Origin of the sequence: Paenibacillus sepulcri (genome assembly GCF_042647105.1) — a bacterium.
GTDB lineage: Bacteria > Bacillota > Bacilli > Paenibacillales > Paenibacillaceae > Paenibacillus_Z > Paenibacillus_Z sepulcri.
Window position 1 is genome coordinate 2163805 of sequence record NZ_JBHRUP010000001.1, and the last position, 26094, is coordinate 2189898.

General features: G+C 51.2%; 23 protein-coding genes and 1 riboswitch. Of the genes, 6 read left to right on the forward strand and 17 right to left on the reverse strand.

All coding sequences use genetic code 11. The features are described 5' to 3' along the window. Positions 1 to 147 precede the first annotated feature (147 nt). The 5 genes from ACFOLF_RS09510 to liaF form a co-directional block, all read right to left on the reverse strand. A complete protein-coding gene (locus ACFOLF_RS09510) occupies positions 148 to 1779 on the reverse strand; it encodes a S1C family serine protease (RefSeq protein WP_210038462.1) in 1632 nt (543 codons plus the stop codon). A 188-nt stretch (positions 1780 to 1967) separates the two neighbouring features. Beyond that, on the reverse strand, positions 1968 to 2381 hold the full coding sequence (locus ACFOLF_RS09515; RefSeq protein WP_210038461.1) for a YugN family protein: 414 nt from the start codon (positions 2379 to 2381) through the stop codon (positions 1968 to 1970). A 62-nt stretch (positions 2382 to 2443) separates the two neighbouring features. Beyond that, entirely contained in the window at positions 2444 to 3112 is a 669-nt protein-coding gene (locus tag ACFOLF_RS09520; RefSeq protein ID WP_210038460.1) for a response regulator, read from the reverse strand. Further along, positions 3099 to 4145 carry a sensor histidine kinase gene (locus tag ACFOLF_RS09525; RefSeq protein ID WP_210038459.1) on the reverse strand — a complete coding sequence of 349 codons (1047 nt, stop codon included), beginning with the start codon at positions 4143 to 4145 and terminating at the stop codon, positions 3099 to 3101. Before ACFOLF_RS09525 ends, ACFOLF_RS09520 begins: the two co-directional genes overlap by 14 nt. An 8-nt stretch (positions 4146 to 4153) precedes the next feature. Continuing rightward, complete coding sequence (liaF, locus tag ACFOLF_RS09530) at positions 4154 to 5302, reverse strand: cell wall-active antibiotics response protein LiaF (RefSeq protein WP_379113964.1); 1149 nt, start codon at positions 5300 to 5302, stop codon at positions 4154 to 4156. A gap of 254 nt (positions 5303 to 5556) precedes the next feature. Here liaF and ACFOLF_RS09535 point away from each other — a divergent pair, with 254 nt between their 5' ends. Beyond that, positions 5557 to 6852: an ammonium transporter gene (locus tag ACFOLF_RS09535; protein WP_210038458.1), complete on the forward strand. Its 1296-nt coding sequence runs from the start codon at positions 5557 to 5559 to the stop codon at positions 6850 to 6852. 42 nt (positions 6853 to 6894) lie between these two features. Here ACFOLF_RS09535 and ACFOLF_RS09540 read toward each other — a convergent pair whose 3' ends face one another. The 7 genes from ACFOLF_RS09540 to ACFOLF_RS09570 form a co-directional block, all read right to left on the reverse strand. Continuing rightward, positions 6895 to 7272: a hypothetical protein gene (locus ACFOLF_RS09540; RefSeq protein ID WP_210038457.1), complete on the reverse strand. Its 378-nt coding sequence runs from the start codon at positions 7270 to 7272 to the stop codon at positions 6895 to 6897. A 99-nt stretch (positions 7273 to 7371) separates the two neighbouring features. After that, entirely contained in the window at positions 7372 to 8685 is a 1314-nt protein-coding gene (locus ACFOLF_RS09545; RefSeq protein ID WP_210038456.1) for a methyl-accepting chemotaxis protein, read from the reverse strand. A 215-nt stretch (positions 8686 to 8900) separates the two neighbouring features. Then, a complete protein-coding gene (locus ACFOLF_RS09550; protein ID WP_210038455.1) occupies positions 8901 to 9041 on the reverse strand; it encodes a hypothetical protein in 141 nt (46 codons plus the stop codon). Positions 9042 to 9105: 64 nt separating this feature from the next. Beyond that, positions 9106 to 9651, reverse strand: a complete 546-nt coding sequence (locus tag ACFOLF_RS09555; RefSeq protein WP_379113962.1) for an RNA polymerase sigma factor — start codon at positions 9649 to 9651, stop codon at positions 9106 to 9108. A 121-nt stretch (positions 9652 to 9772) separates the two neighbouring features. Further along, positions 9773 to 10399, reverse strand: a complete 627-nt coding sequence (locus ACFOLF_RS09560) for a 3D domain-containing protein (RefSeq protein ID WP_210038454.1) — start codon at positions 10397 to 10399, stop codon at positions 9773 to 9775. Between the two features lie 189 nt (positions 10400 to 10588). Beyond that, entirely contained in the window at positions 10589 to 12526 is a 1938-nt protein-coding gene (thrS, locus tag ACFOLF_RS09565) for a threonine--tRNA ligase (RefSeq protein WP_210038453.1), read from the reverse strand. A 365-nt stretch (positions 12527 to 12891) separates the two neighbouring features. Next, positions 12892 to 13896: a putative sporulation protein YtxC gene (locus ACFOLF_RS09570; protein ID WP_210038452.1), complete on the reverse strand. Its 1005-nt coding sequence runs from the start codon at positions 13894 to 13896 to the stop codon at positions 12892 to 12894. 167 nt (positions 13897 to 14063) lie between these two features. Here ACFOLF_RS09570 and ACFOLF_RS09575 point away from each other — a divergent pair, with 167 nt between their 5' ends. Next, a complete protein-coding gene (locus ACFOLF_RS09575; RefSeq protein ID WP_210038451.1) occupies positions 14064 to 15176 on the forward strand; it encodes a GGDEF domain-containing protein in 1113 nt (370 codons plus the stop codon). Between the two features lie 85 nt (positions 15177 to 15261). Here the strand turns inward: ACFOLF_RS09575 and mqnC are convergent, their stop codons facing one another. From mqnC to metA, 4 genes are all read right to left on the reverse strand, one after another. Then, positions 15262 to 16398, reverse strand: coding sequence for a cyclic dehypoxanthinyl futalosine synthase (mqnC, locus tag ACFOLF_RS09580; protein WP_210038450.1), 1137 nt, complete (start codon positions 16396 to 16398; stop codon positions 15262 to 15264). Between the two features lie 205 nt (positions 16399 to 16603). Further along, complete coding sequence (locus tag ACFOLF_RS09585; protein WP_210038449.1) at positions 16604 to 17788, reverse strand: trans-sulfuration enzyme family protein; 1185 nt, start codon at positions 17786 to 17788, stop codon at positions 16604 to 16606. An 8-nt stretch (positions 17789 to 17796) separates the two neighbouring features. Further along, entirely contained in the window at positions 17797 to 18957 is a 1161-nt protein-coding gene (locus tag ACFOLF_RS09590) for an aminotransferase class I/II-fold pyridoxal phosphate-dependent enzyme (RefSeq protein ID WP_210038448.1), read from the reverse strand. Positions 18958 to 18997: 40 nt separating this feature from the next. Next, complete coding sequence (gene metA, locus ACFOLF_RS09595; protein ID WP_210038447.1) at positions 18998 to 19915, reverse strand: homoserine O-acetyltransferase MetA; 918 nt, start codon at positions 19913 to 19915, stop codon at positions 18998 to 19000. Positions 19916 to 20031: 116 nt separating this feature from the next. After that, positions 20032 to 20139: riboswitch (SAM riboswitch) on the reverse strand. A gap of 467 nt (positions 20140 to 20606) precedes the next feature. On the opposite strand from metA, the gene corA reads away from it, so the two are divergent. Further along, positions 20607 to 21542, forward strand: coding sequence for a magnesium/cobalt transporter CorA (corA, locus tag ACFOLF_RS09600; RefSeq protein WP_210038446.1), 936 nt, complete (start codon positions 20607 to 20609; stop codon positions 21540 to 21542). Between the two features lie 166 nt (positions 21543 to 21708). Here the strand turns inward: corA and ACFOLF_RS09605 are convergent, their stop codons facing one another. Next, complete coding sequence (locus ACFOLF_RS09605; protein WP_210038445.1) at positions 21709 to 23004, reverse strand: MFS transporter; 1296 nt, start codon at positions 23002 to 23004, stop codon at positions 21709 to 21711. A gap of 193 nt (positions 23005 to 23197) precedes the next feature. On the opposite strand from ACFOLF_RS09605, the gene ACFOLF_RS09610 reads away from it, so the two are divergent. The 3 genes from ACFOLF_RS09610 to ACFOLF_RS09620 all read left to right on the forward strand — a co-directional run bounded on the left by ACFOLF_RS09610 (position 23198) and on the right by ACFOLF_RS09620 (position 26068). Continuing rightward, complete coding sequence (locus tag ACFOLF_RS09610) at positions 23198 to 24100, forward strand: LysR family transcriptional regulator (protein WP_210038444.1); 903 nt, start codon at positions 23198 to 23200, stop codon at positions 24098 to 24100. A 12-nt stretch (positions 24101 to 24112) separates the two neighbouring features. Then, positions 24113 to 24922 carry a histidinol-phosphatase gene (locus tag ACFOLF_RS09615; RefSeq protein ID WP_210038443.1) on the forward strand — a complete coding sequence of 270 codons (810 nt, stop codon included), beginning with the start codon at positions 24113 to 24115 and terminating at the stop codon, positions 24920 to 24922. Between the two features lie 195 nt (positions 24923 to 25117). Continuing rightward, the gene (locus ACFOLF_RS09620) at positions 25118 to 26068 is read left to right on the forward strand and encodes a cation diffusion facilitator family transporter (protein WP_210038442.1); all 951 of its coding nucleotides are present in this window, start codon (positions 25118 to 25120) and stop codon (positions 26066 to 26068) included. The last annotated feature ends 26 nt before the right edge of the window (positions 26069 to 26094 follow it).

Genomic DNA, 26094 nt, shown 5'->3' on the forward strand with positions numbered 1-26094 from the left:
TGTTTTATTCCAACTAATAGTATAACGCAGATGGTTATCAAAACGTAAGAATGCATGATGAATATGGAAAAGACTATTTTACAAAAATGGTCATAAAAAAGACGCAAGGCAGCTCATTTCACTGCCTGCGTCTTTTTTCAAGTGGGATTATTGTTCGCCGGTGAATTGAAACTCATTCTTGTCGCCGATGGTTACTTTCAAATCCATCGTCTTGCCATTTCGGATAATGTTCAGCGTCGCTTCATCGCCCACTTTTTTCTTTTGAATCTGGGCAATCAAGTCCTCGCGAGTTTTATATTTGGTGCCGTCAAGTCCTGTGATCACATCATATTGTCTCAAGTCCGCCTCGTAAGCCGGCGATTTGTAGTAAACATTGGAGACAATGGACCCATCTTTGCTGCTCAGTCCAAGCTGCTTGGCAATGGAGTCTGTAATTTCGGCCAGCTCCGCTCCAATGAACGGTACCGGGGCTTTTGGAATCTCTTTGTTGGACTTCAGGGTTTCCAGGTTCTCCTTGATCGTGCTCGTCGGAATCGCGAATCCGATGCCTTGCGCCTGCGAGCTGACGGCCGTATTGATTCCCACGACTTCACCTTCCAGGTTAATCAGCGGTCCGCCGGAGTTGCCCGGGTTAATGGAAGCGTCGGTTTGCAGCAGATGCTCGTAGTTGCGTGTACCTTCCGTATCCTGAATGCTGATCGGACGTTCCTTAGCGCTGAGAACTCCCACGGTTACGGTGTGATCGAAGCCGTATGGGTTACCGATAGCTACAACCCAGTCACCGATGTCAATGGAATCGGAATCGCCTATAGGAAGCGTCGGGAAGTTGGTTCCTTCCACTTTCAGCACAGCCAAATCAAGATTATAGTCGGAGCCGAGTTTTTTGGCCACCAGCGGTTCTGCGCGGCCCTGAACCGTGACTTTAATTTCGTCTGCATCTCCCACGACATGCTGATTGGTCAAAATGTAGCCGGTAGAGTCGAAGAAAAAGCCGGTTCCCAGACCTTCCGGCGTTAGATCGCCGCTGCCCCCGCCTTGATCGCCGCCGCCGCCGCCCTGGCCGTTCTCATCCGGGGCTCCCCCGAATTGATCTCCGAAGAACTGGCGCAGGAAGTCATCATTCAGTCCGCCGCCCTGGGAAGCGCTCTGCTTCACGAAGGTTTCGATTTTGACGACAGCCGGGCTTGCCTGTTCGAAGATTTGGGCAATATTGTTCGGGCGGACCACATCGGCTGCCGTCGATACTTTGCCGTCATCACCGGATTTCGTGACTGCCGCCGCTGCCTGGTTGGATGCAGGCGAGAGGGCTGTCTGCGCCCCGGTGAACCAGTTCTGCGAATCTGAGGCAAACATCAATGCTCCGACCGCGACCACGCCGACCATGAACGATGCGAAAATCGCCTTGAATGAAGTACGGCGCTTTTCCTTGACCTGCCAGCCGCCTCTGGCCGACTGTGTCGGCGCGAACGCGCGCAGCTGCTGCGGAGGCGTCATTTCCACCGGTTGGCTGTCCGGGATGGATGAACCGGGAACGTTATTCTGGTCTGGGGTGCTCATCGATTCTTCTGATTGCTCCGAGCTGTTTGCTTTGAAAGGGCCGTAGGAATAATAATAGGAAGAAGACTTCGGTCCTGACGATGGCGCCGGCTCATCCGCCGCTTGCGGTTGAAACGGCTCAGCGTCATTTTCTCGCTCCCCGTTATTGTGCTCCTTGTTGTCTTCATCTCTGCGCGGTTGAAAGAAATCGTCGAAAGAATTCTTTTTGTTCTGATCGTCCATGTATATCTCCTCCTAAGTATAATGGTTCCCCATGATAGCTATTATTAGGTTGCGGCTTATCGTCTTAAGACTATTTTGCACAATCTACCTTAAATCAAACTTAAAAATCATATAAAAGGAAATAAAAAAACCGGATCATCTAGGTATAAATAGACGCTCCGGACTTTTTTTAATCGTTTTTTAATCGTTTAATGGGGAAACAGCTGCTCAACCTCGCCCAGCACATGCTTCGCCTTGTCGATCCATTTGGAATCAATTTCGGCATCGGGATCTGTCGGGCCCTGAAATTGATTGATCAGGCCTCCCATCACCCGCGGCACGGTATCTTCATCCAGTCCCTCATTGTATACATGCCTGAGCACAAACGGCTGCCCCATCTTGATCCGGGCATGATTATCATCCGACTCGCTGTCCACGTTGCCGCTGACTACGTCGAAGGGAAGCCGCAGCCATACTTTATGCGCTTCATCGAGAAAACGGTCAAATGAACCGCCCTCATAGCTCCAGCTGCCGCCAAGCGCAAATTCATGCTCCTCCAGCGCGTTCTTCATCTGGCTAAATTCATGCTCGCGGGATTCCAGTTTGGATGAAAGTGGGATCATAAGGGTTGCATTCTCCTTTTGATATAGGTTAATGCCTTTACAATGCCCGCCGATTCCCTCTTTTATCCCGTCTTCACCCAACCCTTGCGGTGCGCAAGCACAGCCAGCTGAGTCCGGTCCTCGAGCTCGCATTTCATCAGCAGATTGCTGACATGGGTTTTAACCGTCTTGATGCTGATATGCAGCTCTTCGGCGATTTCTTTATTGGCGCGCCCTTCCGCAATCAACAGCAGCACTTCCTTCTCCCGCTCGGTCAGTCCCTCGTCCTCTCCCTGCGTGGTTGTCCGCTGGCGCAGGCCGCGGGTCAGTGCCTGCGACACATCCGCCGTCATAACGGGCATCCCTTTGACCGCCCCGCTGATGGCATAGATCAGCTCTTCTGCGGACACGGTCTTGAGCACATAGCTGACTGCCCCGGCTTCAACGGCCGCGACCACTTTCTCGTCCTCCAGAAAGCTCGTCAGCATGACGATTTTCATCTCCGGAAACTCTTTCATAATAGCGCCTGTAGCCTCGACGCCATCCATAATCGGCATCATCAGATCCATAAGTATAAGATCGGGACGTTCCTCCGCACTCAACCCGCGCAGCAGCTTCAGCGCTTCAGCGCCGTTGGCAGCCTCCGCGACCACGTCAAATTTGGACTCCAGCATTAAGTAAGTGCGAAGTCCTGCACGCACCATGTCATGATCGTCCACGATCATAATTTTCCATTGATTACTCGAGTTCATCCGGACCGGCTCCTTTATTCACATAATTCGGCAGCGTCACGCGCACCCGTGTTCCACTTCCCGGCTTGCTGATAATTGAGGTATCCCCGCCAAGCTTGTTGGAGCGTTCCCGCATCGTCGATAAGCCGTATGATCCCCGCTTCACCATATCGGCCCGAAAGCCTGCTCCATCGTCCTGCAGCGTCATCACAATTTGCCGTTCTGTCTCGGCAAGGGTAAGGAAAGCCGTCTGCGCCCCCGCATGCTTCACAATATTGGCCATGGCCTCCTGAATAATCAGGAACAGCTGATGCTCCTTGGCCTCGGAAAGCTTCTCCTTGATCCGCCATTCCAGAACTCCTTGCAGGGCGTTCTGGCGGCAATAATCGGGAAACCATTTGTCGAGCGCTTCCTGAAGCGAACGGCCTTCAAGCTCCATGGGCCGCAGCTGGGCGATAAAGCCCCTCATTTGCTTCTGGGCCAGCGACGACATCGAGATAAGCTGCTCCATAACGGAAGCAGCACGCTCCTGGTTTATTTCCAGCAGCTTGGGCAGGGATGAGGCCGACATATGAATAGCAAACAATTGCTGGCTGACAGTATCATGCAGATCACGGGCCAGACGCTTGCGCTCTTCAAGTACGGCAGCTTCATTGGAAGCAGCCTCGCGCATGACCTGCTCCTCGCCTGTTTGCTGGATGAGCTGCGTCCGCTGATCAAGCGATTCCAGCATATCGTTGAATTCCCGAAATACAGCCGTAAAATTACGAGCTCCCTCCTCCGGCAGCCTTGCCGTGTAATTGCCATGCGATGCTTGTTTCAGCCCCAGATGGAGGATATCCATCCGCCGCTGAATCCGCTGGGCCGCCCAATAGCCGAAGCCAGCGCTGATAAGCAGGAATAACGCCGTAATACCGATCCAGAGGTCATTGTTATTGACCTTTGGATCGGCAATTTTACTGCCAATATTCCATAAAAGCACAGAGATCGAGGAGGCGGCCGCGAACATCAGAATCATGTCCCATTTGCTGTTTCGAAACAATCTCACCATCATAAGCGGAATCAACCTACCTTTGTCACGCGAACATCACCGATAAAGGTGCTGACGACAAGCTTGATTTTTTTATCTGTTTCCTGGAAATACGCCGTTTCTACATTCATATTTTTGAAAATCCCTCCCTCTTTGCGGTCGAGCACGGCAACGTCCCCGATAAAAGCGCTCGAGATCACATTGCAGCCGACTTCAAAATCATTGGGCAAAAACACCTTTACATCGCCAATAAATGAAGAAATATTGATTTTGGTTACGCCGAACGGGATCTGCGCTTTGGTCAGGTCCAGCACCGTATCCCCGATAAAATGGGAGATATTCATCGGTTTTAATTCCCAGTAATCCTGCCCGACGTATATATCTCCGATAAAACCGGAGCGATTCTGCGCATTCGGATCCTGATTCCACCACTCAACCCGGTCATGCCGCTCGCTGTCCCGTCCGTGATGACGATGTACCCGATGGGCGCGATGCTCCATGCGCTCACGCAGCCGTTCGGCTTTCCTCGCCCACCGCTCCATCTTCTCATGGTAATACTGCTGTTCATGCGGATTCCTGGGCCCCTCATAATCTCTGCCGGGATCAGTGCCAGGCTCACTGCCGGGGTTGGCGCCGTTACCGCTCTGCGCACCCGGGCCGAAGGGATCGGGCGGCGTCTGCCCCTGCTGCGGGGCCGGGTTCTTGGTTAGATCAAATGTGGACTTCGGCTCGGCCGGCTTGGTCGGATCCGGATGAAGCGGCGGCGCGGGAGGAACCGGCCGGTCGCTTGGCGGGTAATTATAGGCTTTCCAATCATCCGGCGGGGTCGGCTTCTCCTTTGGCTTGGGCTTCACAATGAGCCGGATGCCGACCAGTATGATCACGAAAGGAACCGCATAGCGGATCAGCTCTCCCATCGACCAATTGAACCAGTTCAGATTCCGCCCGAGGAAGACAAAGCCGACGATCATAATAATGGCGCCGCCCCAGGAGCCCCCGCCGCTCGTCCGGTGCTTGACCAGCTCCTGTAAACCAAAAATCAGCAGCAGGACGGGCCAGAAAACTTTGAAAACATCGCCTAGATCAAAGTTCACGACGCCGCCTTGATCAAGCAGCAGCGCTATCCCCATGACTACAATGAACAGTCCCCACATCATACGGCCTAAAAAATTTCCATTCATGAGCACCTTCAGCTCCAATCGCTATTCTCAAGTTTGTATACCCAGTATAACGTAAGGTTTATATCGCTAAAAGGGTCTCCCGATTGAAGCTTCACTACGACCAGAGACCGAGGCCTGCTTGAGGAGCGAAAGCTATGTGTGATCTCTCATCACTTCCTGCGTTGACATGATTGACACGGCGCTTATATAATGATGAACGGACCAGGAGTTAGAGATAAAACCTTACATGAAATTTATAGACAGGAGATGAACGTATGGATGTGGCCACACTGTCCAAGGGGCTTGACACCATTTGGGTGGTCCTGACGGCGGCCATGATACTGCTTATGGAGGGCGGCTTCGCTTTGCTTGAGGCCGGGTTTGTCAGGCAGAAAAATGCAGTCAGCATTATAATGAAAGTATTCGTCGATATTACGTTCGGCGCCTTAATTTTTTATTTTATCGGCTTCGCACTCATGTATGGCAAAGATGCCGGCGGCTTCATCGGCACCACCGGATTCATGCTGGGCGGGGACCTGTCCCACATCAACCTGAATATTACCCATGACACATACTGGCTGTTTCAATGCGCATTTGTTATCGCGGTCATTTCCATTGTATCCGGGGCCGTAGCGGAACGAATCCATTTTCGGGCCTATATCTTATATACCATTGCAATGACCGGTCTGATTTATCCGCTGGCCGGACACTGGGTATGGTCCGTTGGCGGATGGCTGGGCAAGCTCGGTATGATCGATTTTGCAGGCTCAGCCGTCATTCACGCGCTTGGCGGCTTTTCGGCTCTGGCCGCAGCGATTTTCATCGGTCCGCGAATCGGCAAATTCACAGCGGACGGCAAAAGCAATATTGTTCCCCCGTCCAATTTGCCGCTGGCTTCCGTAGGCGCCTTTATTCTCTGGTTCGGCTGGTTCGGCTTTAATTCCGGCAGCACCTTGAGCGCCACCAACGGCTCCATCGGGCATATCGCCGTCACTACGATGCTGGCGGCCTCCGCAGGCGGCGCGGCCTGTATCTTGTTCACCATGTTCCGCTATAAGAAAGCCGACCCTCCCATGGTGATCAATGGTTCCCTGGCAGGTCTTGTCGGGATTACGGCTGGCTGCTCCTTCGTGTCCGACCAGGCGGCTATCCTCATCGGAGCATTTTGCGGCGTCATGATGGTGCTGGCTACTGAATTTCTGGAAAGCAGACGGGTTGACGACCCCGTCGGGGCTTTTGCTGTTCACGGAATCAGCGGAAGTCTGGGAGCGCTTGCCGTCGGCCTGTTTGCCAAGCCGGAGCTGACCAAAGGAATCGGCCAGGAATATTACGGGCTGTTCTATGGAGGCGGCTGGCATTTGCTTGGCGTTCAAGCTCTTGGACTGGTCATCATCAGCCTATGGGGCTTTGCCCTGACCTGGGGTTCTCTCTGGCTGATCAAACGGGTTATGCCGGTGCGCGTCTCCAAGGATGAAGAACTGATCGGCCTCGATGTAGGCATCCACGGTGTTCCAGCCTATAATCAGGATCATGATTTCCTCGACCTGGAGCTTCTCAAAGCCAGGAAATAGATATGAAGTCAAAGAATAAGCCGCCCCGGACCGGGACGGCTTTTAATTCATTTCATCGGCTAATTCATCGGAAACGGCAATAATATCGGACGTACCGGAGCTTCTGAGAATCGAACGGGCATTCTCCACTTCAATACGAAGGGCACGAACCTTTTCCATTGGTTTTTTCACATAATGAATGTATTCTACTGCAAGATGATGATCCGGCTTCTTGCCGGAAAGCAGCCTGCGCAGAGTCGACATCGACTGATACGAACGTTCTTCGATCAAACGGCGTTTTTCATAACGCTCGACCATCTGCTCGATTTCGGCGATTTCTTGTTCTTTTTTTGAGATATAGGCTTCCAGAAACGGAATGACCTCCGCAGCCTTGCGATGCTTCAACCGGGATGGCGAGGTGGAAACAATCGGATCAGTCATGAGAATTCTCCTATCTCTGCATGTTATCAATTGTCACACCATTAATAGTACACGATTGACTGCTATTTGAAAACCCTTTTCATGCACAATTCGTGTCCATTATTTGACTCCGATGTCAGCTCCAATCACTCCCAGTACCTGGCCATGATCCGAAACAACCGGGACCGAGACCGTCAAGCACGGCTTCTTCGTAATAGCCGAGATATAGACCTCAGAGGTGTACACATTCCCCTCCATAGCACGTCTCCACCATTCACGTCCTTTGGCATTGAGCAATCCCGCTTCCGGCATCGAGAAGATAAAAGCCCCGTCGCCGCGGTTGGACCATATTGCCTCAATCCCGGAACCCCGCTGCATGAACTGCGTTAATTTCGCCTGATGGCTGTTCTCATCCAGGATGAACGCAGAATCCTTCGCCAGCAAAGCCAGCTGATCAATAATCCCGCTTACGCTCTCGGGTATAATAGCCGTCTTGCTCTTGAATCCGACCTTCTGCACGGCGTGCGAGAAAGCATCCGATGACCGCCCCAGATTCACCCGGACACGATTCAATTTGCCGATCTGGCGGCGCTGCTGATGCGTCAGCTCCAATGTTTCATCCACGTTGCCCATCGTCTGATTGACCGCATCCACGACTTCCTTGAGCATTGATGTGGTATGTGTCATATGCTCCGTCTGCCGCCTGCTCGCAATGCTGCTCCTGCCAATCAGCGTATCCACCTCCTGGATCCGGGTAAAAACATGGTCCATCCGTTCTTTGGTTTGTGCCATTTCCAGAGTACCGCGCTCAACCGCCGATTTTTCCAAATCAACGGAAGTGACAACCTGACGAACCCCGCTCTCGATTTCCTGGACCAGCCCGCTTGAACGCCTGACCGCCTCATGGCTCTGCTCCGCCAGCTTCTTGATCTGCTGGGCTACAACAGCAAACCCCCGGCCGTATTCCCCGGCATGCGCCGCTTCGATGGAAGCGTTAAGCGCAAGCAGCGAGGTTTGGGAAACGATTTCCTGAATGAACTCATTGATTTCATTAATGCGCGAGGTTTGTTCAATCAAATCACGGATATGCTTATCCACTGCACTATTGTACGTATGTAAATCAGTCATAACCTGATCTGTATTCGTAAGCAGACGGCGAGCCTGCAGCACATCTTCATTGGCAGACTTGCTCTGCCGGTCAAGTTGCTCCGCCGTTTCACTGATTTGCTCAGCCGAGGCTGCCACTTCCTGAAGGGTGGAGAAGGTCTCCTCAATCCGTTCCATGGCTTTTATGCTGGCCTCACGCAGCTGACCTTCGGTCTCTGCCGATTGATCAGCAATTTGAGTCAATTCGCCTATGGATTGATTTACTTCCTCAACCGCTGCCGTAAGCTGATCCGAAATAACTATTGATTCGTTAATTAATTGCTCCATAACTTCACTCTCCTGATTCTGCCGCAACGGCAAACTCAAGCTCTCAGCCCCTGCTCCGCGTGACCAAAGGCGCTGCAAAACGATTCATTCAGGTAACCACCTTCAGAAGAAATATGTCAGAATTAGTAACATTATAATTCAGCATTTGACAAAAAGAAAGAGGAACCTTGTCGGCTCCTCTTGTCATGACCGTAGTCATTTATTTATAAACAGTGTTATTTCTGCGCATTTTGCGAAGCTGACTTGTTGAGCGTATTCGCAGTATTTGCTGCAGCCGCTGAATTGTTATCTTGGGCAAACTCCGAGTTGAATTGGTTGGAGGCTGCCTTTGTTTTGTTGTTTTTGTTTTTCGCCATTGTACTCACCCCCCGTACGCCTTTAGTATGGCATAGCGGAAAGTCATTTATGTAACCAAAAACTTCACATTCCCTGGGCGTCAGACTGCTTGTCCAGCTTCTTGAGCTGCAGCTTGCTGCGATGGATTCTGGCCTTGACCGTCCCTAGCGGCACGTTCATCGCATCGGCAATTTCCTGGTCCTTGAATCCATAATAAAACTTGTAAAGCAGCATAGTACGGGAGCGGGGGTCCAGCAGTGCCAGCAGCTCGGAAATTTCAAATTGCAGCCCCGCTTCATCCTGATAGCCCGCTTGCGCCTGTTCTTCCTGCGCTTCAGTCCAGCCGTAGCCCTGGGAGCGCTTTGCCTGTCTGTTGATATTAATCGCCGCGTTGGCCGTAATCGTTTTGGCCCAGGAATAAAGTTTGCTTTGTTCCCGCAGAGTATCCTGCTTCGTCAGAATGCTTACCCAAGCTTCCTGGACGGCATCCTGAGCGTCTGATTTATTAATAACTTTGGAATAGGCCACTCGAATCATTTGGTTATATAGTTCCCGCAGTCGATCTTCAACCTGCTCAAGGTCAAGATCCTTCTCTCCATCATCTTCTAAAAAATGGTAATTAATACCCACAGGTAACCGCCCCGCTTATTTTGATGATAGCGTTTACAGCCATAATATCATATTTTTCCAATAAAAAAAAGAAGGCGATTCAACAAATTTCAAGTTTGTTGAACAACCCTCTACATATTTTTCAAGATTCCAAAAGAGCAGCCGGTATAGGTCCTTCTGCAGTAACCGACTTATTTAAGGACCTCAGCCATGATTCCGACACTTTTCCGTCACCCTGCTTGATAACCTGCACTTCAACGGTCCGTTTGCCCCATTGCTTGTATACCTGCTTACGGGTCTCAAAATATAAATCGATTTTATGACCCTTGATCGCTGAACCCGTATCTGCTACTACGCCATATCCGTAACCCGGAACATAAAGCAGGGTCCCGATAGGAAAAACCTTGGGATCCGCCGCAATGGTCGAAACGATATCCCGTCTGACCTTAACTCCGGAATACGTGATTCCGTACAAGGGATGGCCCGGCTTCTTCCCAGTCGATTCGACGCCTGCTGTATAGCCGGTTGCGACCACCTTAATATGTTTCCTTGCCTGAGTCTTCTTATTGGCTTCTTTCACCTTGCGCGCAGGTTTCTTCTGATCCATAACCGCGTTTGCAAGGTTTAACGGCTTGATAACTTCAACAGCAGGAGCATCGGCTGTCTCCTTCTTGCTGGACGTGCTGTTTCCCGAAATCGTTGTTACAATTACCGCCCCTGCAAGTATAGCTGCGAGCAGGAAGCGGAAGATGGGCATGCTTGTCTTCATTTGGATGTAGTCCCCCCTATGAGGAGGTTACCCATATAGAGCAAGCTTTATTCACGATTCTATCAATTGGCAGATAGTTTAATAGTGAGGAAGAATTTCACATCGCCGTCGATTAAGCTCGGATAAGTCCATTTCTTCCCCTCCAAAACAGGCAGTTCCGCCGTAAAGTCCAGGTATTGCTGCTGATTTCTATATCTGCTTGGCGCTGATTTCTTCCTGAAGCAAGGAGATCAGTTCAGACACCGGTCTGGCTCCAATGTCGCCTTCGCCGCGTTTGCGCACCGATACTGTGCCCGACTGCGCTTCGTTATCGCCGACAACAAGCATATACGGAGCTTTCTCCAGCTGCGCCTCGCGTATTTTATAGCCCAGCTTCTCATTGCGCAGATCGGATTCCACACGGATTCCTGATGCGCGAAGCTTCTCTTCAACCTCCCGTGCATAGCTCTCATAAGCCGTGGATACCGGAAGGATTTTGGCCTGCACCGGAGATAGCCAGAGCGGCAGCGCCCCCGCAAAATTCTCCAGCAGGAAAGCGGTCATACGCTCCATCGTGCTGATAATCCCCCTGTGTATAACGACCGGCCGGTGTTTCTTGCCGTCATCTCCGACATATTCAAGCTCGAAGCGCTCCGGCAGCAGGAAGTCGAGCTGCGCAGTGGACAATGTCTCTTCCTTGCCCAGCGCCGTCTTGATCTGGACATCCAGCTTGGGACCGTAGAATGCGGCTTCTCCTTCGGCTTCGAAGAAAGATAACTCCAGCTCCTCGGCAACCTCGCGCAGCATCCGCTGGGACATTTCCCACATCTCGTCATTTGGAAAATATTTCTCGGTGTCCTTCGGATCACGGTAGGATAACCGGAAACGGTAATCTTTGATTCCGAAATCTTCGTATACCTGGCGGATCAGCTTGATAACACGGCCGAATTCCTCTTTGATTTGATCGGGACGGCAGAAAATATGCGCGTCATTCAACGTCATGGCACGCACGCGGTGAAGCCCCGTCAGCGCCCCTGACATCTCATAACGGTGCATCGTGCCAAGCTCTGCCACACGAACAGGCAGATCCCGGTAGGAGCGCATTTCGCTTTTGAAAACCATCATATGATGCGGGCAGTTCATGGGACGAAGAACAAGCTCTTCGTTATCCATAATCATTTTGGGGAACATGTCCTCGCTGTAATGCTCCCAGTGGCCGCTCGTCTTGTACAGCTCCACATTAGCCAGCACCGGTGTATAGACATGCTGGTAGCCAAGCCGTTCTTCGAGATCGACGATGTAGCGTTCCATGGTACGTCTTACAGTCGCGCCGTTGGGAAGCCAAAGCGGCAGTCCCTGACCTACCTCGCGCGAGAAGGTGAACATTTTCAGCTCGCGGCCGAGCTTGCGGTGATCGCGTTTCTTGGCCTCTTCAAGAAAATGAAGATGCTCGTCCAGCTGCGCTTTTTTGGGAAACGCGGTGCCGTATATACGCTGCAGCATCTTGTTCTTGGAATCCCCGCGCCAATAGGCTCCGGCCACGCTCAGCAGTTTGAAAGCCTTGATGCGGCCGGTCGACGGCAGATGCGGTCCGCGGCACAGGTCGAAGAATTCGCCCTGATCATAAATTGTCAGCTCCGCTTCAACGGGCAGATCGCGGATAAGCTCAAGCTTCAGCGGATCATCCAGCTCCGTAAAAATCGCGATTGCCTCCTCACGGCTGACAACACGGCGGCGGATAGGCAGATTTTCCTGTACGATCTTTTCCATTTCCTTCTCGATCTTTACCAGGTCCTCCGGAGTGAGGGATTGCTCCAGATCAATATCGTAATAGAAGCCATCCTCGATTACCGGTCCGATGCCAAGCTTGACTTCTGTCCTGCCGTACAGGCGCTTGATCGCCTGGGCCATCAAATGCGCTGTGCTGTGGCGGTATACTTCCAGTCCGTCCGCAGTCTCGACCGTCACAATCTCAAGCGATGCATCCTCTTCAAGCGGCGTATATACATCGACCACCTTGCCGTTGACCTTACCGGCAATAGCGTTCTTCTTAAGGCCGCTGCTAATGGAGCCGGCCACATCCTCAACTGTAGTTCCCCCGTCATACTCCCGTACATTCCCATCGGGAAATTTCACTTGAATCGACATCTTCAACCTCCTGCAGATATGTTGTATGGTGGAATGCAGACAACAAAAAAAGCACACATCCCGTAAAAGGGACGAGTGCCTGTCAGACCCGTGGTTCCACCCTGGTTCAATTGACGCAAGGGCCATAAATGCGCCTTGGAGCCAATCCTTGTGAGCGTTCGGTAACGGGAACGAAACCGGCGCAGCTTACTACCGTCTGTAACGGCTTCAACTGGGCAGCTAAAAAGGGGTATATCCGCCAACGCAGGCGTGAGGGGCTTGCAGCCTGATGGTCCCTCTCTCTGGAACGTGCGTATTGTGAGGCAGATACATGTCTTTCTCAAAGCTTTATATGCAAACATTATAATCCGAGCTTTGCGCAGCGGTCAAGTCCATTTGCGTTTGGCGGTAATCATCCGCGGGGCCAAGACCGGTTCATGCTGCTGCAGATCATGAACTTGCTCGAAATAAAAGGTGCAGCTTGTGCATTCCACACAAAGCTGAACGCGCTGTTCAAAAATCGTCTCCAGCGTCCGCATAACCTGAAGCTCCGGCTGCCTGGTATGAATGACGATATTCTCCGGCGATATCGTGATCAATGTGCTTACAATCATATCCTCCATATTCATTTCCGTTTCCAGCATTTCTGCAACAATCCGGTCAGCCGGCACCGCTTCGAGCATTTGAAATTCCTCATTATAGAGGACGAATTCCGTTCCGCCCTTATGGACAACATGAACGATCGGCAGCTTTACCTCCTGCATGCGAACGAAATATTTCAATAAAGAGATAAATTCCTGATACTGCTTATCCATGACGTATTCATCGACTGCGAAGGCCGCGATTTCCCGGAGCTCCTCCCAATAGGAAGCAAGACGGAAGGTGACATATCCATCCAGATGGATGCGGGTATTGCTGCCCAGGAACTCTTCGAGCTCTGCCGCAACTTTATTTTTCCGGCGGTCCCGGTCGACCCGCAGCATCTCCAGATCCACACTGACAGCTTCATGGGAGCTGGACTCTCCCCCAAATAGCAGATTTTTGCAGTACTGCTCCACCGATTCAATTTCACGGGGCTCTTCATAATGAAATTGCTTCCGGATGATCGAATGCAGCAGCGTCGGCTCCATCTCGGTCAATATATACCGGGCAAAAGCGTTTGCCGCCCGGCGGTAAACAAGTGGGCCGTGCAAAGCAAGGTTGAAATCCTTCATTTCCGCACTGCAGGTTATGGCTCCATATTGAAGATCTGGGGTGCAATGTATGGTGACATATTCGCCGCCGGATCCGGCTTTGTTATGTAAATCGAGGAATTCTTCCTGCAAATATTCGCGCAGCCGTCCAATCGCTTCGCCCGAAGCCGACATCAGAGATACGGTGAACAATTCCATAGGCTCACTCCTACATATTTTTACGTGTTTTTTCTTCTTGTATCAGTATATGGTCCTGCCAGGGCATATATACGATGCATCGAGTGGGTAAATGGTTAGGGATTGGAAAGAAAGAGTATTCGTGGTATATTGAGTTTTGAACGAAGCTGGCCGCTGGAGTGAATATCATGGATTATGAATCGCTGGATTATAACCGTTACCGCTGGAATCGCATGCTTCTTAGCGGATTCTGGTTCATTTTGTTGTTCTCGATTTTTCTGGAATGCTTGTATTTAACGATAACGGAGATTCCATCCCGAGAATTTATTCTCAAATATATGGTGAAGCCCACCGTTTTTCAATTATCGACGCTTCTGCTTGCCGAGACGGGACTACGGGCATTAAAGGGCAAGTATCAGGATTATATTCTAATCATCACCTCGTCTTTATTGGCCTACATTATTGTTTACATCCACAACTCCATTAACTATTTGCTGCTTGGACTTTTCCTGCCTGTCATGGTTTCCATATTCTACTTCCATCCCAAAAAAATGATTTTTGCCTACGTTATAACAATGGCTTCGGTTTACCTGATGTATTGGACCAATAATTTCATGAATCATGACATTACGCTGGTTGGCTTGGTAACGATTACAGTCATGTTCTCCTGCTTCTCGCTGGTCGGCTGGGGCGTTATCCGCCGCGGACGCGAGCTGATCAGCCATCTGAAGTCCTCCTTCGAATCCAATCAGGAGCTTCTCGTCAAGACCATCTGGATGGATAAGCTGGCCAAAACCGATGCATTAACCGAGCTGTACAATCACATGACATTTCATGAGTATTTTGAAAAGCTGATTGAACAGCATGAGGATAACGGCTTGCCGCTTCAGCTGGCATTGATTGATATTGATAATTTCAAGCATGTCAATGATACGTATGGACATCGCGCCGGTGATGTCGTACTGCAAAGGGTAGCCAAACTAATCAGCAGCAAAGCCTATCAGAACGACTTTGTGGCCCGTTACGGCGGAGAGGAATTCGCCATCCTGTTTACGGACAAGCCCATGGCTGAAGCCCTTGAAATGGTGGATAAAATCAGGCTGGAGATTTCCCGGCTGTCTCACGAATCGCTGGGAGGCAAACCCGTAACGGTCAGCATCGGGGTGGGAGAATATTCGGCCAGCGACGGCAAGGAACGGTTCTTCAACCGAGTGGATGCCGCGCTGTATAAAGCCAAGAACACCGGTAAGAACAAGACTGTTATTGCAGCAGCAGATATAGCTGAAACGCAGCTTGCGTAAAACAGGAAGAAGCTCCCTGCAGTGCGATGGTAAGATCGCTTTGCAAGGAGCTTCTTTATCTTTTTAACATCGAAGGCCAAAGTCTTTAGTTCTGCATAACAAAATCATGCTCGACGCCATCCGACTCTTGGTACATCTTCAATATTTCATATTTCGTGTTACGCTGCGCAGGAATCTTGCCCGATTCGCGGATAAGCCGGAGAATCGACTCGATGTTGACTTTGTGGGTCGTTCCCGCGGCAGAGACAACATTCTCTTCGATCATCGTGCTGCCAAAATCGTTGCAGCCGTATTGCAGAGAAAGCTTGCCTACATCAGGTCCCATTGTAACCCATGAGGATTGGAAATTATCAATATTATCCAAGGTGATCCGGCTGATCGCCAGTGTCTTCAAATATTCCTCAGGCGTTGCTTTCTCACGCTTCATATTCGTGTTCTCAGGCTGGAAGGTCCATGGAATAAAGGCCAGAAAGCCGCGCGAATCATAGCCGTTCGCAATACATTCATCCTGCGCTTCACGCACCCGCAGCAGGTGAAGCGCCCGCTCCTCCATCTCTTCCCCGAACCCGATCACCATCGTTGCGGTCGTGTTCATCCCGATGCGGTGAGCCGTCTTCATCACGTCCATCCAATCGGTCCAGGAGCCCTTAAGCCGGCTGATCTTGCGGCGCGTGCGGTCATCGAGAATCTCGCCGCCACCGCCCGGCAGCGAATCGAGCCCCGCCGCATTCAGCTCGCGCATGGTCTCTTCCATCGTTAAGCCGCCTGAAATTTCGCGCATTTTATGAATCTCTGCGGGAGAGAAGGAATGCATCGTGATGCCCGGGAAATGCACCTTGATTTTGCGCAGCAGATCCAGATAATAGGAGAAAGGCAAGGTCGGATTTACACCGCCCTGCATCAGAATTTCAGTTCCGCCCACATCCATCGTTTCCTGGATTTTCTGGAGAATCGTCTCATCGGGAAGAACATAGCCTTCCGGCGATCCGGGAGCGCGGTAAAAGGCGCAAAAGCGGCAGTACACGTCACACACATTCGTATAGTTGATGTTGCGTCCGACAACAAAAGTCGTGATGGGCTCCGGGTGACGGCGCTCCATCAAAATGTTGGCGGCATGCCCCATTTTTTCAATTTCATCGGACTCAAACAATGTTACGCATTCTTCCAGTCCGACCCGTTCGCCCTGCAGCGCTTTATCCAATATACGATCTATATTTTGCATTCTGCGAAAAACCTCCTTCATTATCAATACCGTACGCTATAAGTCCTGCCTACCATTCATATTAACATAAAGCGTACAAACGCGTCATTAATCGCAGCTTTAAGCAAAAGCATGCCTGAATGCCGAAAAACGCGGCTGGTCCGTCAGGACTGCCGCGTATCGTCTATTATCATGTTTTCCGGTATTTATGCGCAAATATGTCTAATTATTGACGCAGCGCCTGATCAAGATCGGCAATCAGGTCGTCAATGTCTTCCAGACCGACGGAATACCGGAGCAAGCCGTCCGTGATGCCGCGCTCATGACGCACCTCGCGCGGCATAGCCGCATGGGACATCATCGCCGGATAGGAGAGAATGCTCTCAACGGCGCCCAGACTGACGGCCACGATCGGCAGCTTCACGCGGCTCAGCACCGCCTTGGCCCGGTCTCCATCGCCAACGTCGAAGGACACAACGGCCCCATAGCCGAGAGACTGCTTCTCGTGAATCTCCCGTCCCGGATGATTCTCAAGGCCCGGATAGAATACTTGTACAACTCCATTATTCTGAACGAGCCAGGACGCCAGTTTGCGCGCGCTCTTCTCACTGTGCTCCATCCGCGCCTGCAAGGTCTTCATCCCGCGAATAAGCAGCCAGGATTCCTGCGCGCCGAGCACAGTGCCCAGACCGTTCTGCAGCTGTTTGAGCCTGCGGCCAAGGCTTTCGTTAGCAGCTACGGCCAGACCGGCCAACACATCGCTGTGACCTCCGAGGAATTTCGTCGCGCTGTGCAGCACAATATCCACTCCAAGCTCAATAGGCCGCTGATGATAAGGGGTCATAAACGTATTATCGAGCATGGTCAGCAGATTACGCTGCTTGGCCCATGCGGTGATCTCCGCAATATCGGTGATTTTGAGCGTCGGATTCGACGGCGTTTCCATGAACACCGCTTTCGTGTTCGGCTTAAGTGCCGCCTTTACCTCTTCAAAACGGGTCATGTCAACAAAGGTCGATTCAATTCCAAGCCGGTCAAGAATGGTTGTAAGCAGACGGTAGGTCCCGCCGTATACATCCTCTGTGACAATAACATGATCTCCGCTCGAGAGAAGCAGAAAGGTCGTAGAGATGGCTGCCATTCCGCTGGAGAAAGCAAAGCCGCGCTCCCCGCCCTCCAAAAGCGCGATATAATCCTCAAGAGCCTGCCGGGTCGGGTTGCCTGAACGGCTGTAATCATAATCCGGCGGGTTAAAAATATCGTGGTGATGAAAAGTGGACGCCTGGTAAATCGGCACACTGGAGGCTCCTGTATGCTCATCGATCTCTGCGCCGAAGTGAATGAGCTTCGTGGCGAACTGCTTGTCCGCTTTCCTTGCGCCATTATCCTGCTGCTGTTCCTGATCTGCCATAGTATTCGTTACTCCTTCCCGATTTCGCGCGCTGCCGCTTCAAGCGCCTGGCCAAGATCCGCAATCAGATCATCGGCATGCTCAATGCCCACCGAGAAACGCAGCAGCCGGTCATCGACGCCGACCTGACGGCGGATTTCTTCCGGAATATCGGCATGCGTCTGCACAGCCGGATATGTCATCAATGATTCCACGCCGCCGAGGCTTTCAGCGAAAGCGATCAGCGTGATATGGCGGAGAATCGGCTCGACATACCTGGCATCCTTCAAACGGAAGGAGAAAATCCCGGTATTGCCTGAGGCTTGACGGCTCTGGATATCATGGCCCGGATGATGGGAGAGACCCGGGTAGTAGACCTCTTCGACAGCCTCATGCTCATACAGCCAGCCAGCCAGACGGATCGCATTCTCCTGATGGCGTTCCATCCGCAGCGCTAGCGTCTTCATCCCCCTCATGAGCAGCCAGGAATCCTGTGCTCCGAGAACGGCTCCGATGGAATTATGCAGGAAGAACAACTGCTCGGACAGCTCCTTGCCTTTGGTGACAATCAGTCCGGCAAGCACGTCATTGTGTCCGCCAAGATATTTGGTCGCGCTGTGAATGACAATATCCGCTCCCAGCTCAATCGGCCGTTGGAAGAAAGGCGTAAGCAGCGTATTGTCCACAATCGTCAGCATGCCCTTGGATTTGGCCCAGGCGCATACCCGTTCAATATCAGTAATCATCATCGTCGGGTTCGTCGGCGTTTCGATCAGAACCGCTTTCGTATTCGGCGTATAAAGCTGGGACAGCGCATCTATATCGTTCGTGTCCACATAAGAGGCCGTCACGCCAAAACGGCTCATGATCCGCTCCAGCAGACGGTAGGTGCCCCCGTACAGATCCAGCGACACCAGCAGATGATCGCCTTGGCTGAACATCGCGAATACCGTTTGCAGCGCGGCCATGCCGGTGCTGCAGGCGAATCCGGCATCTCCGGATTCCAGCTCTGCCGCGGCATCCTCGAGCACCTTGCGCGTCGGGCTCTTCGTCCTTGCGTAATCGAATCCCGTGCTTTGGCCAAGCTGCGGATGACGGAAAGCGGTGGCTTGATAAATCGGGAAGCTCACCGCTCCGGTTACCGGCTCACTTTGGGAACCTATCTGGGCTAATCGGCTTTCAATTTTCATCGTAGGATAAGCTCCTTTTCAGCTCGTATAATGGTATGTTTTAGATGCCTGCTCCCAAATCGTAGGGCGTTTGCTGGTACACGTAATAGTTCAACCAGTTCGAGAACAGCAGGTTCGCATGCGCCCGCCAGCTGGAAAGCGGTATTAATGAAGGATCATTGTTTGGAAAATAATTTTGCGGAACATCGATACGCAGCCCCTTGGCCTGATCGCGGTCATATTCCCATTTCAGCGTCAAAGGATCGTATTCCGAATGCCCGGTTGCGAAGATTTGTCTTTTGTCCTTGGAAGCCACGAGGTAAACGCCGGAATCGGGAGAAGAAGACAGAATTTCAAGATCGGCTATCGGTTCGATATCTTCCCGGCGAAATTCGGTGTGGCGCGATTGCGGCACGTAGAACTGTTCGTCGAAGCCTCTGAGCAGCGGAACATTGCGCTTCTCGAGCGTGTGCGGATAAACGCCGAATATCTTTTTGTCCAGGTCATACTTCGGCACGCCGTAGTGATGGTACAGGCCGGCCTGAGCGCCCCAACAGATGTGCAGGGTCGATGTGACCCTGCGGGCGCTCCAATCCATAATATCCTTGAGCTCTTCCCAGTACGTTACTTCTTCAAACGGCAGATGCTCTATAGGTGCGCCGGTAATGATCATTCCGTCATAATATTCGTGGGAAATATCGTCGAACGATTTATAGAAGCTTTCCAAATGCTCCGCCGAGGTATTCTTCGACGTATGCGTTCTCGGGTTAATCAGTACCGCTTCAACCTGCAGCGGGGTATTGCCGATCAGGCGGAGCAGCTGCGTTTCAGTCGTTTCCTTCGTAGGCATCAGATTCAAAATGGCGATCCGCAGCGGCCGGATGTCCTGATGGAAGGCGGTGCTTTCATCCATTACGAAAATGTTCTCACCCGACAAAATGTCTTTGGCAGGTAAATGATCAGGTACTTTGATTGGCATCTTCTCGTTCACTCCTCATGTTGCGGGTTCCTTAATCGCCTCGCCGGGCAGGCGGGAAACGAAAAAAGCCCCGCTCTGGTGTCAGAGTAGGGGCATAAAAAATATCGTTCATGCGCCTCTCATCTGTCAGAAACAAAATGTTTCCGCAAGAATTAGCACCGTGCGTATAAACGCCGGTTGCCGGGCTTCATCGGGCTAGTCCCTCCGCCTGCTCTTGATAAGAAAGCTTGCTATTTAATTATCGGTCGACTTATGTTTACTTTAAATCATTCCCTTATTCCCGTCAAGTATGAGTGAAATAACAGGCAGGCTATGGTGTTCACCCCATGAGGTATCAGCGCATAAATTACAGTATCATGCGGCCTGCCTAGTTTCTTCTTGAATGGAAAGACACTGTCAGAGTATACTAGACAAGGATTGCATGATTAAATCCCAAATGGATTCCAAAAAGGGGTGTTGACGCATATGGAAGGCGACCCGAGGCCTGCGGGCAACCGCATTGATTACCGGTACTGGAACTTAGCGCATGTCTGCTTACGATACAGCCGTCCATATCGTTCAACGCCGTCCTTCCTGATATAGGTTCGGTCTGCATCGCTATGGTCAGCGTAACGTATTGATAAATGCCTCCCTCCAATCTACCGGCATCCGGGAAAAACCATCATTAAGGAAAGAGAGGAGAGGGATGCGGATGAAAATCCGTCTGGTTAATCAGGGCATTTTTACGACAATTGAGGATATTCATACTGCCACTATTCCGCCCACTGAGGGCTTTTACTGGATTGACGCGGACGTCGACGATCTGGCTGTGCTGCAGCCGATATTCGCCCTCCACGACCTGGCCGTCGAGGATTGCCTCAGCGAGGAAGAACAGCGGCCGAAGATTGAAATTCATGAGGGCCATTATTTCATCGTGATCAACAGCATCCGGTTTGATGACGAGGAGATTTTTCTCAGAGCTTTGAACATCTTCCTCGGACGGCATTATATTATTACGGTGACCAAGCAAAAAATCAACGAGCTGCGCACTTTAAAGCCGATTCTGTGGGAAGAGGAAGTCGGCAGACCGGACAGATTCCTCTACCATCTGGTCGATCTTGTTGTTGACAACTATTTTCTGGTCGGCGACCGCATTGAAGCGCGCATTGAAAGCCTGGAAGAAGATATCCTCATGCATACGAAGAAATCCCATCTGACTGAAATCATCGGTCTGCGAAGTGAAATTTTGTGGCTGAAAAAGGTGCTGGGTCCGCAGAAGGACGTCATCTTCACGCTCAACAAAAAGGATCTGAAGCTCATCGACGATCAGCTGCAAAAATATTTCAGCGATATCTATGAGAATGCGGTCAAAATCGCCGAGACCTTCGAGACCTATCGCGACCTCATGGGCAACTTGCGCGAGGCTTATCAATCCAGTCTGGCCAACCGCGCCAATGAAATCATGCGCGTATTTACGGCACTGACCACGATCTTTATGCCTCTTACCTTCATAACCGGTATATATGGGATGAATTTTGATTATATTCCCGGCCTGCATCTGCATGGCGGCTCCTATATTTTGCTGTTCATTATGCTGTTTCTCGGCTGCGGGATGTTCTATATTTTCCGCAAGAAGGATTGGCTGTGACTGTAGACAGGAGAATCGAATAAACAACAAAAATAACGTCCCCCCGCTACCGGGAGGACGTTATTTTTGTCTGTTATGGACCATTCGAATGCCTCTAGTCCAGGCAGAATCCCGCTGCGCGTACGAAACCAGTCTTCCGCCCACCCTTAGAGCATGAACAAGAATTCTACAAGGCAATCGTGCTTCCTCCGTCATCCACATCATTAGCCAGCGATTCGCGCGCTCCCTTCTCCAGATCCACCCTGGCCAGAAGTACGATGCCGATGACGAAGAAGGCGACAAGCGAAAGTATCGCCAGCCTGCTGGAGCCTGTAATGGTTCCCACAATGGAGAAAATCAGCGGCCCCATGACCGAAGAGAATTTGCTGGACAGACTGAGGAAGCCGAAAAATTCCGCGGTCCGGGATGGCGGCACCAGATTGGCGTAGATGCTCCGGGCAATCGCCTGGCTTCCTCCCTGCACAAGTCCAACCATGAATGCCAAGATATAGAAATGCACCGCATTGGTCATAAAGAATCCCAGAACCACAATCAGAATATAGATCATCAAGGACATATTCAGGGATCGCTTGGTTCCAAGACGCGCCGCCGCTCTGATAAACAGCAGCGTACTTGGATAGCCTACAAATTGGGTAATCAGCAGCGCAATAATCAAGTGGGTAGTCTCGATGCCAATGCCGCTGCCGTATATGGTTGCCATGACAATAACCGTATTAATGCCGTCGTTAAAAAACCAGAATGCCAGCATATACTTGAGGAGCTCAGGGAATTTTCTGGCTGACTTCAAGGTTTGGCCAATGCGCACAAATCCGCTTCTGACCGCGTGGCCCGCTCCGCTTGAGGCTCCCTTGGCCTGCTCTTTGACATTCCTCATAAGCGGAATGGAGAATAACAGCCACCATATGCCGACCGTTGCAAATGCCGCCTGGGTGCCCGTTGTTTTATCCGCAAACCCGAGCATTTCCCAGCCTTCGATCATCACAATATTCAGCGCCAGCAGAAGCCCCCCGCCCAAATAGCCGGCAGCGTATCCTTTGGAGCTGATCGCAGCGCGTTCCTGCGGCGGCGCGATATCCGTGATGAGGCCGTCATAGAAAGTATTTCCCGCCGAATAGCCAATCGTTCCGATCACAACAAGCACGGATGCGAGCAGCCAATCTCCTTCGCCAATGAAAGCCATCGCTCCGCATGAGATCGCTCCTATAACAGCAAAGAAGGACAGAAACCGTACCTTCATGCCGGAGTAGTCTGCGATTGCGCCCATGATGGGCGAGAGCACGGCGACACAGATCATCGCGATCGTCTGGGTATATCCCCAATAATTTTCGGCAGTATTGCCCGTCAGCCCTGATCCTGCGACGGTGTTATAGAACACGGGCATCACCGCGGCCATTATCGTCGTCGCAAAAGCGGAATTCGCCCAGTCATACATCAGCCATCCGCGAACCACTTTACGATTCATCTGCTTATCGCTCCTTCTTCTAGGCACCGCTTCAGATCGGCACCATATCTCTGCTGAACCTTTCGACAGGCACAACATGATTCCTTCTTAAAGTTTTTGCAAAGGGCCGCATGGTCTTTTGCCGTATTCCCGCTTTTCATTTATAATAGTACGATAAGTGATAAAAATCTTTAATCGACAAAGGAGGGTTTCCGTGAACATCAGCCAGCTTGAGACCTTGCTTACCATCTCCAAGACCATGAGCTTCCGCAAAGCCGGAGAATTGCTCAATTTGACGCAGCCGGCCGTTTCCGCACAGGTCAAGAGCCTGGAGGACGAGTTCAAGACCGTGCTGATTGACCGGAACCAGCCTGTCACCCTGACAGACCGCGGGCAGGTATTCCTGGAGCATGCTTCGCGCATTTTGTCCATTGTCGAGGAGCTGAAACAGAAGCTCTCCGACCTGAATGAGACGCCGCAGGGGCATATTCTGCTTGGGACGACCTCCTCGATCGCGATTCAAATCCTGCCGCGCGTTTTGTCTTATTTTCAAGATCAATTTCCGCTGATTAAAACAACCATTCATTCCATGCCTTCCGCACAGGTCATGACCAGTGTGGAGAACGGCTCCGTTGATCTGGGCATTACTTATTTGTCCGAACGAAATCCCAATGTCGAAACTTCGGTCTTATATTATGATACGTACGATCTCGTCGTGTCGCCCGAGCATCCGCTAAGCGGCTTGAAGCACATGCCTGTTGAAGCGCTCAAGGACATTCCGATGATTATGCTGTCGCCAGACACGCTGGGAAGACGTTTTCTGGATAAAATATTCCGCAAATTCAATATCGAGCCCAACATCGTGATGGAGCTGTCCAGCAGCGAAGAGGTCAAACGCATGGTTGAAATCAATCTGGGAGCCGCTGTCGTCTCCAAGCTGTCCATCGCCAATGAAGTCAGACTGGGAACCCTGAAACGAATCAGTGTAAACGAACTCGACATGAGCCATCCCGTCGGTGTCGTCTTCAAGTCCGGACGTTATCTCAATTCCGCCATGCAGCAGTTTCTCAGCGACTTGAAAGGCATGCCCGAGGATCAATTTATTAGCAGCGAATAGGAGATGTTAACGATGAAATTCGATCTACATACGCATCATTACCGGTGCGGCCATGCCGACGGGGATATCGAATCGTATATCAAGGCCGGTATTACGGTAGGACTCCAGGTTATCGGCATATCCGACCATTCCCCTTACTTTGCCAGCGAACAGGATCAACCGCATCCTGGAATCGCCATGGCCAAAAGTGATCTGCTCAACTATATCAATGAGGTTCTCCGGCTCAAAGCCAAATACGAAGGCAAAATCGATGTGCTGCTGGGAATGGAATCCGACTTCTATCCCGAATCCATCGACTTGTACCGCAGCATGTACGAGCCGCATCCCTTCGACTATATTATCGGCTCCGTCCACCATACGCGGGGAATCAGCATTTTCAACCGCAACCGGTGGAAAGGCATGTCGAAAAGCAAGAAAATCGACGAAAAGCGCGAATATTACAATCTGATCTCCCAGTCGGCGCGCAGCGGAGCCTTCCAGGTGCTGGGGCATATTGATGCCATGAAGGGCTATTATCCAGCCTTCTCCGAAATTGAAGCAGAGGATGCGATTGACGACACGCTGAGGATTATTGCGCAGAACAACGTGGCCATTGAGATCAATACTTCAGGCAAGACCAAGGATGTCGGCGGCTGGTATCCTTCGGATGCCATACTGGAGCGGGCCCTGCATTTCGGCGTCCAGGTGACCTTCGGATCGGATGCGCATGTTCCAAGCCGGGTAGGCGACGATTGGGAGCTTGTGCGGAGACAGCTGAAGGAGATTGGTTTCCGGGAATGGGTGTATTACAGGCAGAAGCAGCCGGTTGTTGTGCCTCTATAACGGTTATATCCTCCCGGGTGGACACAATATCATTATTCGAAAACTGGAGCATAACAAAAAAGTGGACCTGCCAGCGGCAGGTCCCATGTTATATATAAGTAAAAGGGGGTCTTGTTTATTATAATAGCCGAGGAATGTAAAAGGACGATAACAGAATCATTTCATTTGTGTAACAAATGATTAGGGGTGAACGACATGCATGATTATCACCATCTTCGCCACGCCAAGGAACAGGAAACGTCCAAGCGTACGCTTTGGATCACACTCTGGATTACACTTTTCTTCACGATCGTGGAAATTACCGGAGGCGTGCTGAGCCATTCTCTTGCGCTTCTGTCTGATTCGGCGCATATGATCTCGGATGTAATCGCACTTGGTTTGAGCATGACCGCAATCTATTTGTCGCGGCGTCCATCCAATTCCAAATTCACCTTCGGGTATCTGCGATTCGAGATCATTGCCTCGTTCCTGAACGGACTGGCGCTAGCCGTGATCGCAGTCGGCATATTTATTGAAGGCATCCGGCGCTTTATCGAGCCCGTTGCCATCAACTTCCAAATGATGCTGATCATTGCGGTCATCGGATTAATCGTCAATATCGTACTGACGGTGGTGCTCAGCCGCAGCATGAAGGAAGAAGATAATTTAAATATTCAAAGCGCATTGTGGCATTTCATCGGCGATTTGCTCAGCTCGGTCGGCGTGATCCTGTCGGCTGTCCTGATTTATTTTACAAATTGGTACATAGCGGATCCTATCATCAGCGTGGTCATCGGCGGCATTATATTCGCCGGAGGGTATCGGATTATCCGCCAGTCGTATTTGATCCTTATGGAATCGGTGCCGGAGAAATTCGACCTTGAAGAAATGCGGAGCAGCCTGCTCACCATTGACGGCATTGAAGATGTGCACGAGATGCATCTGTGGGCGATTTCGACGGACCATTATTCACTCACCGCACATGTGTTCATCCCCAAGCACTCACAGCCGTTCTATGTCATATTGGCCATTAACGAGCTGCTGCGGGGCAAATACGGCATTACCCATTCAACCATTCAAACCGAGCATGCCTCCATACTCCCTCATGGGGAATACGGACAAGAATTTCTCAGGCAGCATGCCGAACAAAAGCCGGATAGCCCGTAATACCTGAACAACCTCTTTGAAAGAAG